This window comes from Streptomyces sp. CO7 (assembly GCF_053474865.1).
This window is the reverse complement of the sequence record NZ_JBRIOU010000002.1, coordinates 586,745-596,462: the sequence shown is the minus strand read 5'-3', so window position 1 is coordinate 596,462 and position 9,718 is coordinate 586,745. Positions and strand designations below refer to the sequence as shown.

Sequence of the window (9,718 nt, the reverse complement as noted above, 5' to 3'; positions counted from 1 at the left end):
CCCTTGCCGCGCCCGTCCGCCGAGTCCCGCTCCGCCGGGGAGGCGGAGCGGGACTCGGCGGACGGGCGCGGCAAGGGTCCCTCGGCGTCGGCCCCGGGTGGGGAGAAGGGCGGTTCCGCGGAGGTCGCGAAGAGCGCGGGGACCGTCGGACCGGGCGGGTCGGCCTGCGAGCTGCCGGTGGCCTTCGACGTGGCGAAGGGCTGGAAGGCCGAGGCCGTGCAGGGGGCCGAGGCGCTGGGTGAGGACGTGCCGGAGGAGATGGAGGGCCTGCAGGAGCTGTTCCGGCAGGGGCCGGTCGCGGCCGCCTGCGAGGTCGACGCCAAGGGCGCCGGACACATCGGCTTCCTCCGCGTGTGGACGGGCGACCCGTCCGGTGACGACGCCACCGCCGTGCTGAAGGAGTTCGTCGCGGCGGAGACCGAGGGCTCCGAGAAGGCCGAGTACAGCACGTTCCGGACCGAGGACGGACTCGAGGCCGCCGCGGTGACCTACCTGACCACCAGCCCGCTGTGGGAGAAGCTGGTGCCGCAGCGTGCTCTGGCCGTGGTCACCCCCGGCGGACCCGTGGTGCTGCACCTCGGAGGGTCCGACGAGGAGGAGCACCGGGCCATGCTCCCGGCGTACGAACTGGCCCGCACCACCCTTCACACGACCTGACCGGACTCCGGCGTCTCCCGGCGGAACCGCCGGTACCGGCCGGCCGTCCTCCCCCGTGTCCGTCGAGTGCAGGGGAGGCACGACATCGTGGCTTGGCAGAACAACACCCCACCGCCACCACCACCGGTTCCGCCGCGGCAGCCGTCCGCGGGCAGCCGGGCGAAGGGCTGTCTGGGGAGTCTGCTGTCGTTGGGCGTGGTGATCGCGCTCGCCTTCGGGGCCTCGCAGGTCTTCGGCGACGACGACACCTCGGAGCCGTCCACGTCGCCGTCCGCGTCCTCGCCGTCGTCCGGCGGCGACGGGAAGGCGCGCAACTGGAGCAAGGGGGACTGCGGCGGCCCGGACCCGGAGAAGGGCTCCGACAGTTACCGGATGGTCGACTGCGACGACGCCGGGGCGACCTTCGAGGCGCTGGAGATCATGGACGCCTCCATCATGCCGGAGTCCATCCAGTGCCCGGCGGGCACCGACCTGATCATCGAGGTGTCGATCAGCTACGGCCGCTCGAACTCCGGCGGCGGCATCCCCACGGAGACCGTCTGCGGCCGCAACCTGTCCGGCGACCACCCGGGCGACGCGGGCGCGGGCGGCGGTCAGCTGGTGAAGGGGGACTGCGTGGACGACCGGGCACAGGAGATCGCCTGCGCGTCCGCGGAATCGTCGGACCTGAAGGTCCTCGGTCTGGTCAAGAAGAAGGCCGAGTGCCCGTCCGGGACGACGGAGCCGATGGAACTGCTGTTCGCGATCGGCCGGCCGTACGACGTGATCTGCGGCGGCAAGGTCTGATCCCGCCCGCGCGCCGGTGAGGGCCAGGTCAGGACCGGGCCCTCACCGGCGGGTCCCGCGGGTCATTCGGAGGACAGGCGTCCCGCCAGCCGTTCGTGGATGCGGGCGCTCGCCTCGTTCAGGCCGACCACGGTGACCCGCTTGCCCCGCTGCGCGTACTTGTTCTCGACGGCGTCCAGCGCGGCCACCGACGAGGCGTCCCAGATGTGGGCGGCGGACAGGTCGATGACCACGTCGTCCGGGTCGCCCTGGTAGTCGAACTGGGTCACCAGGTCGTTGGACGAGGCGAAGAACAGCTCACCGTCGACCCGGTAGACCACCCGCCCCTCCTCGGGCCGGACGGCGGCGGTGACGTTCACCAGGTGCGCGACCCGCCGGGCGAAGACCACCATCGCGGTGATCGAGCCGACCACCACGCCGACGGCCAGGTTGTGGGTGACGACCACGCAGACGACGGTGATCACCATGACCGTCGTCTCCCCCACCGGCATCCGCCGGAGCGTCCGGGGCGCGACGGAGTGCCAGTCGAACGCGGTGATCGAGACCATGATCATGACCGCGACCAGCGCCGCCATCGGGATCTCGGAGACCACCGGGCCCGCCGCCACGCACAGGATCAGCAGGAAGAGGCCCGCCAGGAAGGTCGACAGCCGGGTCCGGGCGCCGGAGACCTTGACGTTGATCATCGTCTGGCCGATGACCGCGCAGCCGCCCATGCCGCCGAAGAAGCCGGTGACGATGTTGGCGATGCCCTGGCCGACGGCTTCGCGGGTCTTGCTGGAGTGGGTGTCGGTGATGTCGTCGACCAGCTTGGCCGTCATCAGCGACTCCATCAGGCCCACCAGCGCCATGGCGAAGGAGTAGGGGGCCACGGTGGTGAGGGTGTCCAGGGTGAACGCCACGTCCGGCAGCCCCGGCACCGGCAGCGCCGACGGCAGCTCGCCGCGGTCGCCGACGGTCGGCACGGCGATCCCGGCCGCCACGGTGATCACGGTGAGGATGACCACGGTGACCAGCGGGGCGGGCACCGCCTTGCTGATGCGGGGGAAGAACACCAGCATGGCCAGACCGGCCGCGAGCAGCACGTACACCGCCCAGGGGACGTCCGTCAGCTCGGGGATCTGCGCCAGGAAGACCAGCATGGCCAGCGAGTTGACGAAGCCGACCATCACCGAGCGCGGCACGAACCGCATCAGCCGGGCGACGCCGAGCAGACCGAGCGCGATCTGGAAGACGCCCGCCAGGATCACGCCCGCGATCAGGTACCCGAACCCGTGCTCCCGGTTCAGCGGGGCGATGACCAGGGCCACCGCGCCGGTGGCCGCCGAGACCATCGCCCGGCGGCCGCCCACCACCGAGATGGTCACCGCCATCAGGAACGAGGCGAAGAGGCCGACCGCCGGGTCGACGCCCGCGATCACCGAGAAGGAGATCGCCTCGGGGATCAGGGCGAGTCCGACCACCAGGCCGGCCAGCACCTCGGTCCGCCAGACCTTGGGGTCGCGCGTCCAGGCGGGCAGGACGGGCCGCGGGCGGCGACGCGCGCCGGCCGGGGCCGGCGACGGCGTGAAGGACATACGGGACCGATCCTGAACAGGGGCGCCGCGTGGGCGCTGCGGGGGAGGCGGGACGGAGGGGCCGCGGTCAGCTGCCGTTGTAGCGGCCGGGCCGGTGGTTCATCGCTATGACCATGTTGAGCACGGCCACGCCCGCCAGCGAGGCGAGGACCACCATCGGTTCCACCAGCGGCAGGGCGCAGAGGATCACCACCGCGTCCAGGGCGAGCTGCACGTACCCGGCCCGCCAGCCGTAGCGGTCCTGCAGGTGCAGGGCGAGGATGCCGAAGCCGCCGCCGCTGGCGTTGTGGCGGAACACCACGATCATGCCGAGGCCGACGCACAGACCGCCGAAGACCGCGGCGTACCAGGGGCTCATCCCGGAGAGGGTGACCAGCTCCTGCTGGACGGGGGTCAGCGCCGAGGTGAGCGCGACCACCGCCAGGGTGCGCAGGGTGAACGACCGGCCCATCCGCCGCACGGCGAAGTAGTAGAAGGGCAGGTTGACCACGAAGAACACCACGCCGAGCGGCAGCCCGCCCGCGTAACTGATGAGGAAGGACGTGCCGGCGAGACCGCCGGTGACGCCGCCCACCGCGTGCAGGAGGGTGAGCCCCCAGGACATCAGGAAGGCGCCGATCACGTACGCCGCCAGGTTCTCCACGAGGGTGTGCGGAGTGGCCGCGGCGGCGGGGCCCGGGGCCGGGGAGTCGACCGCGGCCTCGGAGTCGGCCGTGGTCGAGAGGGCAGAACTCGACATGACCGAAAAAGTACCACCCATTTTTCGCACGCCTGTTTCCAGGCCATGTCACCCCGTGGTACAGGGCAGCCGCGGGCCGCTCAGGCGGTGACCTCGTACCGGCTGCCGCAGATCGCGCAGCCGTCCCACCGGTCACACCCGGACACGACGCCGCCCGCGCCCCGGGCCCTCGTGGGGCGCGGTGGCGCGGGCGGCGTCCTGGCACTCACCGTCGCGGTCAGGCCGGCTCGGCCGTCGCGGCGGCGATCTCGTTGTCCACGTAGCTCTCGTCGGCGGGGAGGCTGTCCATGAAGGAGCTCACCGAGAAGACCGCGCGGCCGGGGCCGGGCTGGCCGTAGCCGGGCGGGGAGGACAGGCCGAAGTCCTCCATCGTCTGGCGGTAGGCCTGCAGCAGCCGGATGTGGTACTCCAGCGGCGCCCCGTCGGGGTTGGTCTTGCCCAGCGGCGTGGTCGGCTCCGGGCACCAGGTGGTGAACCGCGGGGTGATGCCGTTCGACATGAAGAACCGCAGGCCCTCGGTGGTGGAGGCGATGGCCTCGTCTACCGTCTTGAAGCCGAACGGCTCGGCCATCTCGATGCCCGCGACGAAGTTCGGGATCACGTTGCGCGGGCCGAAGACCTCCGCGGAGTCCAGGATCCGCTTGTGCCACTCGTCGCGGCCGACGTACCGCTCCTTGCCGGGGCAGTGCAGCTTGAACAGGTACTCGTCCCACACCTCGTAGTTGGGGTGGTAGATCTTGACGCCGTAGTCCTTGAACCGCTGCACGTCGTCCTTGGGCAGCGCCTGGGCGACGACCTTGCCGATCCAGCGGTCCGGGAAGCGCTCCTCGATGGCCTTGGCGTAGTGGCCGTAGAAGTCGGCCTCGTCGCGCCCGGCGACCTTGGAGGTGATGGCGCCGCCGGTGAGGGTGTAGGCGGTGGAGACCTTCTGGGTGTCGTACCTGTCGATGATCTCCAGGGCCTCCAGCACCTCCTCCACGTCCTTGACGCCCGTGTAGGGGCGGCCGGCCTTCTTGTGCTGGCGCCAATTGTGGTTGATGTCGCAGTACTGGCACTCCTCCTTGGCGCCGAAGTACTGGCACACCCGGAAGACCGTGAGGTAGATCAGGTAGCCCCACTGGATGGTGGGGGCCACCTCCATCACGGACTTCCCGTTGGAGAGCTTGTGCCGGTAGTACTCGGGCATCGGCGGCACGCCGACGTCGGCGATGCGCTTCCCGTCGAGGTAGAGACCCAGCACGTTGTGCTCGTCGGCGGCGACCCGGTACGGGGAGGTCGGGTTGACCCGGACCGAGACGACGGTGCGCCGGAGGTCGTAGGGGCCGCCGGTGAGGATGATCTCCTCCGGCGGGCGCCGCAGCGCGGCCTCGCCCAGTTCGGGCAGGGTGCCGTGGTCGAAGGAGAAGATGAAGTAGGACTTCGGCTTGACCTCGCCGTCCTCGTTGTCACTGAGGGCCGAGGCGTCGAAGGCGACACCGCCTCGCAGCAGGTCCTCCTTGAACACGGCCTCCCGCGGTACCCCGGGGAACCGCTCCATCAGATCCTCGACCAGCGCGGTACGACTGCCCGTGCCCGTGCTCATACCGTTCTCCTTCCCATGCGCGACTTCTCACCGTATGCCTCCGGTGACGCGGGTGCGGGACCGGGTCCCCGTGACACGCCTCCTCGGCGGCCCGGATGTGGGGGACCTCACAGTCGTCGGGCCAGGTGAGGGGTTTCCCGCGCCCGGGTGAGAGGCTGAAGTCCGGACCCCGCGGCGCGCGATCGCCCGCGTACCGCGCCCGCACGAAGGAACCGCGCATGCCCCGCACCATCGACGCCGCCGCCCTCACCAACTGGGCCGGCAACATCGTCTTCTCCGCCGCCGCGACGGCCCGGCCCGCCTCGGTCGGGGAACTGAGGGAGACCGTGGCCGGCGCGCGCCGGGTGCGGGTGCTGGGCAGCGGCCACTCCTTCAACACCATCGCCGACCCCGGCGCGGACGGCCTGCTGCTCTCGCTGGACGAGCTGCCGGCCGAGGTCGACGTGGACACCGCCGCGCGAACCGTCCGGGTGGGCGGCCAGGTCCGCTACGCCCGGCTGGCCCGCGAGGTGCACGCGCGGGGTCTGGCGCTGGCCAACATGGCCTCGCTGCCGCACATCTCGGTGGCCGGGTCCGTCGCCACCGGCACCCACGGTTCCGGCGTGGCCAACGGCCCGCTGGCCACGGCGGTGCGCGAGGTGGAGCTGGTCACCTCCGACGGCTCGCTGGCAACGGTGGGCCGCGACGACGCCCGTTTCGGCGGGGTGGTCACCTCGCTGGGCGCCCTGGGCGTGGTCACCGCCCTCACCCTGGACCTGGAGCCGGCCTTCGAGGTCGAGCAGCGGGTCTTCACGGAGCTGCCGCTGGAGGGGCTGGACTTCGCCGCCGTCGCCTCGGCCGCCTACAGCGTCAGCCTGTTCACGTCCTGGCGCCGTCCGGTCTTCGAGCAGGTCTGGGTCAAGCACCGCACCGACCACGGTGTCCTCGACTTCGGGTGGGCGCCCGCGGCCGACGCGCCCATGCACCCGGTGCCGGGCATGCCGGCGGGCAACTGCACCCAGCAGCTGGGTGTTCCGGGCCCCTGGCACGAGCGGCTGCCGCACTTCCGGGCCGAGTTCACCCCCAGCAGCGGCGACGAGCTGCAGTCCGAGTACCTCCTGCCGCGCCGCTCGGCCGTGGAGGCGCTGCAGGCCCTCGCCGAGGTCCGCGAGGAGATCGCTCCCGTCCTGCAGATCTGCGAGGTCCGCACGGTGGCCGGGGACGGGCAGTGGCTGAGCCCCTCCTACGACCGGGACAGCGTCGCGGTGCACTTCACCTGGGTGGACGACACCGCGGCGGTGCTGCCGGTGATCGGCCGCGTCGAGGAGGCGCTGGCGCCCTTCGCCCCCCGCCCGCACTGGGGCAAGGTGTTCACCGTGCCCGGGCCCGTGCTGCGCGGGCGTTACCCGCGGCACGGGGATTTCGCGGCCCTCGCCGCGGAGCTGGACCCGCGCGGCGCCTTCCGCAACGCGTTCGTCGACGAGTTCCTGGGCGGCTGAGCCGGCGGGCGGCCCGCTTTCGGCCACCCGCCCCGGCGCGGGCCGATCCGCCTCCCGCCCACCGGCGCGCGCGGCGCACGGCCTACCGTGTCGCCATGACGCGCCGCCTGCTGGTCCACACCCGCACCACCGACTACCGCCACGACTCGATCCCCGCCGCGCTGGCCGCGGTGGGCGGCCTCGAGGGGTTCACCGTGGACGCCACCGAGGATCCGGCCGCCCTGGAGGGCGACCTCACGCCCTACGCGGCAGTGGTGTTCCTGTGCACCTCGGGCGACATCCTCACCGACGCCGGCCGCACCGCGCTGGCCGCCGCGGTCGAGTCCGGGACCGGCTTCGCCGGCGTCCACTCGGCGGCCTGCACCGAGGAGAACTGGCCCTGGTACACCGGCGAGCTGCAGCGGTCGCGGTTCGCCGGTCACCCCCCGTTCGGGACGGACGTGGTGCTGGTCGAGGACCGCGCGCACCCGGCGACGGCCCATCTGCCGGCCGAGTGGACGTGGAGCGACGAGTGGTACGACTTCGACCCGGTCCCCGACCCGGCCGAGGTCTCCGTGCTGCTCCGCGGCGGCGAGGACCGTCACCCGCTGGCCTGGCATCACCGCCAGGGCCGCGGGCGCGTCTTCTTCACGGCCCTGGGCCACGACACAGCGGCGTACGCGGACCCGGCCTTCCTGACCCACCTGCGCGGCGGCCTGGAGTGGGTCTGCGAGGGGCGGGGGTAGGGAAAGCCCCCGTACGACGAAGGGGGCGCACCGGATCGTGACGGCGCGCCCCGCTCCGTAGCGTCGGAAGCGTCGAAACACGTCGACGTGCACACCCCGCCCGACCTGAACGGAGGCCCCCGTGGCCGCAGTCAACCGCACCGCCCGTGTCGCCCTGGTGAGCGCCGGCGCCGTCCTCGCGCTGGCGGCCCTGAGCGGCTGCGGCGCCGACCTGGACGAGGCGAAGCCGGAGAAGCGGTCCTTCGCGGCGACGGCGGGTCCTCTCACCATCGACACCGACAACGGCGACCTCGCGGTGCGCCCGGCGGACGTCGAGAAGATCGAGGTGACCCGGTGGTTCGCGGGCCGGGCGCTGATCGGCGACCCGGAGGCCACCTGGGAGATGGACGGCGACCGGCTGGAGCTGCGGACCGACTGCGGTCTGCTGGCCGGCAACTGCTCGGCCCGCTACGAGGTGCTGGTCCCCCGGGACACGCGGCTGACCGTCACCGGCGACAACGGCGACATCAAGGCCGAGGGCTTCGGCACCGCGCTGCGCATCGAGACGGACAACGGCGACGTGGAGGTGGCCGGTTCCACCGGGCCGCTCACCCTGGAGGGCGACAACGGCGACCTGCGCGCCACCGGCCTGACCTCCTCGCAGGTGACGGTCGTCTCCGACAACGGGGACGTCCAGCTGGTCTTCGACGCCGCGCCGCGCCGCACGAACGCGTCCTCCTCGAACGGCGACGTGACGCTGGAGGTGCCGGAGGGCACCGCCTACCGGGTGGACGCCGAGGCCGACAACGGCGACGTCACCACCCGGCTGGCCACCGACCCCGAGGGCGCCCACCGGCTGGACGTGCGCTCCGACAACGGCGACATCGTGCTGCGCACGGCGGGCTGACGCCCGGCGGGTGGTGACGCCCACCGGGTCGTGGGCCGACACCCGCCGGGCCGTGGGCTTACGCCTGTCGGGCCGTGGGCCTACGCCTGTCGGGCGGCCCGGTCGCCCAGCAGGGCGGTCAGCCCGTCGGCCATCTCGGTGCGCCAGCACAGGTAGTCGTGGCCGCCGTTGAACTGCCGGTAGGAGAAGTCGGCGTCCCGCTCGGCCAGCGCCTCGCGCAGGTTGCGGGTGGCGGGGACCAGCACCCACTCCTGTTCGCCGGAGGAGAGCCACAGCCGCACGCCGTCGGGCACGCCGTGCTCACGGATCGCGCCGGTGATCCACTCGCCGTCGGTCTCCGCGTGGTTGGGCCACCAGAACGAGCCGGAGCAGGAGAGGGCGTTGCCGAACCGCTCGGGGGCCCGCACCGCCGCGTACACGGCGGCGAGTCCGCCGAGGCTCTGCCCGGCGACCACCGTGCGGGCCGGGTCCTCCGTCAGCGGCAGGAGTCCGCCCGCCCACGGCAGGAGCTCGGTACGCAGGAAGTCCACGAAGGTGTCGCTGGGCGCGAGTTCGCGGTAACGGCGCTGCGAGCCGAGGGACTCCGGCATCACGGCGGCCACCGGCGGGAGGGCGCCGTCGGCGATCAGGTTGTCGAGGAGGGCGGCGACGTCCAGCTCGGGCTGCCACATCTCCCCGTCGAAGAGGACCACCACGGGCAGCTCGGCGGCGCTGCCCCGGGTGGCGGGCTCGTAGAGCCACACCCGCCGTTCGTTGCCGAGCAGTTCGCTGCGCACCAGGTGCTCGGTGACGGCGCCGCGGGCCACGTCGGGGCGGCGGCGCCAGAGCTTCTCGGCGCTGGGCGCGTCGGGCAGCTCCAGCACGGACTGCGGTTCCCCGCCCCAGCGACGGGCGAGGGTGCGGGAGTTGAAGGGGTCCACGCGCAGACGGCCGCGCAGCCAGGGCCAGTACGCCTGGTCGCCCGGGGCGGGGGCGTCCGGGTCGTCGCCGTCGTCGACGCAGATCGAGTACGTGGCCTGCCAGTCGGTGCGCATCCGCAGCGTCCAGTGCCACACGTCGGTGCCGGGGACGCGGCGCATCAGGTTGGCGGCCGGGTCGCGCGGGTCGGCGAGCTTGTTGGGCAGGGCGAGGACGGCGCGGACCTCCTCGTCGCCCCGCCAGAGGAAGGTGACCAGCGCGTGGTCCGGCGCCCCCTGCGGGTCGGGCTCGACCAGGGGGGTGCCGGTGGCGCGGACCTCGTCCCAGAACGCCTCGGTGCTCCCGGTCCCGGAGGCGGCGAGCGCGGCGA

General features: G+C 72.8%; 9 protein-coding genes. 5 read left to right on the top strand and 4 right to left on the bottom strand.

Translation table 11 applies throughout. The features are described from left to right. Both ACOV8S_RS04655 and ACOV8S_RS04650 read left to right on the top strand, forming a co-directional pair. On the top strand, window positions 1–657 hold a 657-nt coding region (locus tag ACOV8S_RS04655), incomplete at its 5' end, for a lipoprotein (protein WP_448316245.1). Window positions 658–744: 87 nt separating this feature from the next. Further along, on the top strand, window positions 745–1,443 hold the full coding sequence (locus ACOV8S_RS04650; RefSeq protein WP_448316244.1) for a hypothetical protein: 699 nt from the start codon (window positions 745–747) through the stop codon (window positions 1,441–1,443). Between the two features lie 62 nt (window positions 1,444–1,505). On the opposite strand, the gene ACOV8S_RS04645 is transcribed toward ACOV8S_RS04650, so the two are convergent. The 3 genes from ACOV8S_RS04645 to ACOV8S_RS04635 form a co-directional block, all read right to left on the bottom strand. Beyond that, the gene (locus tag ACOV8S_RS04645) at window positions 1,506–3,020 is read right to left on the bottom strand and encodes a SulP family inorganic anion transporter (RefSeq protein ID WP_448316243.1); all 1,515 of its coding nucleotides are present in this window, start codon (window positions 3,018–3,020) and stop codon (window positions 1,506–1,508) included. Window positions 3,021–3,087: 67 nt separating this feature from the next. Then, window positions 3,088–3,759 carry a YitT family protein gene (locus tag ACOV8S_RS04640; RefSeq protein WP_448316242.1) on the bottom strand — a complete coding sequence of 224 codons (672 nt, stop codon included), beginning with the start codon at window positions 3,757–3,759 and terminating at the stop codon, window positions 3,088–3,090. Window positions 3,760–3,976: 217 nt separating this feature from the next. Beyond that, window positions 3,977–5,341, bottom strand: coding sequence for a radical SAM protein (locus ACOV8S_RS04635; RefSeq protein WP_448316241.1), 1,365 nt, complete (start codon window positions 5,339–5,341; stop codon window positions 3,977–3,979). A gap of 218 nt (window positions 5,342–5,559) precedes the next feature. Between ACOV8S_RS04635 and ACOV8S_RS04630 the strand changes: the two genes are divergently transcribed. The 3 genes from ACOV8S_RS04630 to ACOV8S_RS04620 all read left to right on the top strand — a co-directional run bounded on the left by ACOV8S_RS04630 (window position 5,560) and on the right by ACOV8S_RS04620 (window position 8,430). Then, the gene (locus ACOV8S_RS04630) at window positions 5,560–6,819 is read left to right on the top strand and encodes an FAD-binding protein (RefSeq protein WP_448316240.1); all 1,260 of its coding nucleotides are present in this window, start codon (window positions 5,560–5,562) and stop codon (window positions 6,817–6,819) included. Between the two features lie 95 nt (window positions 6,820–6,914). Continuing rightward, window positions 6,915–7,544: a ThuA domain-containing protein gene (locus tag ACOV8S_RS04625; RefSeq protein ID WP_448316239.1), complete on the top strand. Its 630-nt coding sequence runs from the start codon at window positions 6,915–6,917 to the stop codon at window positions 7,542–7,544. Between the two features lie 121 nt (window positions 7,545–7,665). Further along, window positions 7,666–8,430, top strand: a complete 765-nt coding sequence (locus ACOV8S_RS04620; RefSeq protein WP_448316238.1) for a DUF4097 family beta strand repeat-containing protein — start codon at window positions 7,666–7,668, stop codon at window positions 8,428–8,430. Between the two features lie 80 nt (window positions 8,431–8,510). Here ACOV8S_RS04620 and fes read toward each other — a convergent pair. Continuing rightward, window positions 8,511–9,718 (bottom strand): enterochelin esterase (gene fes / locus ACOV8S_RS04615; RefSeq protein WP_448316237.1); only part of this gene is annotated, 1,208 nt, incomplete at its 5' end.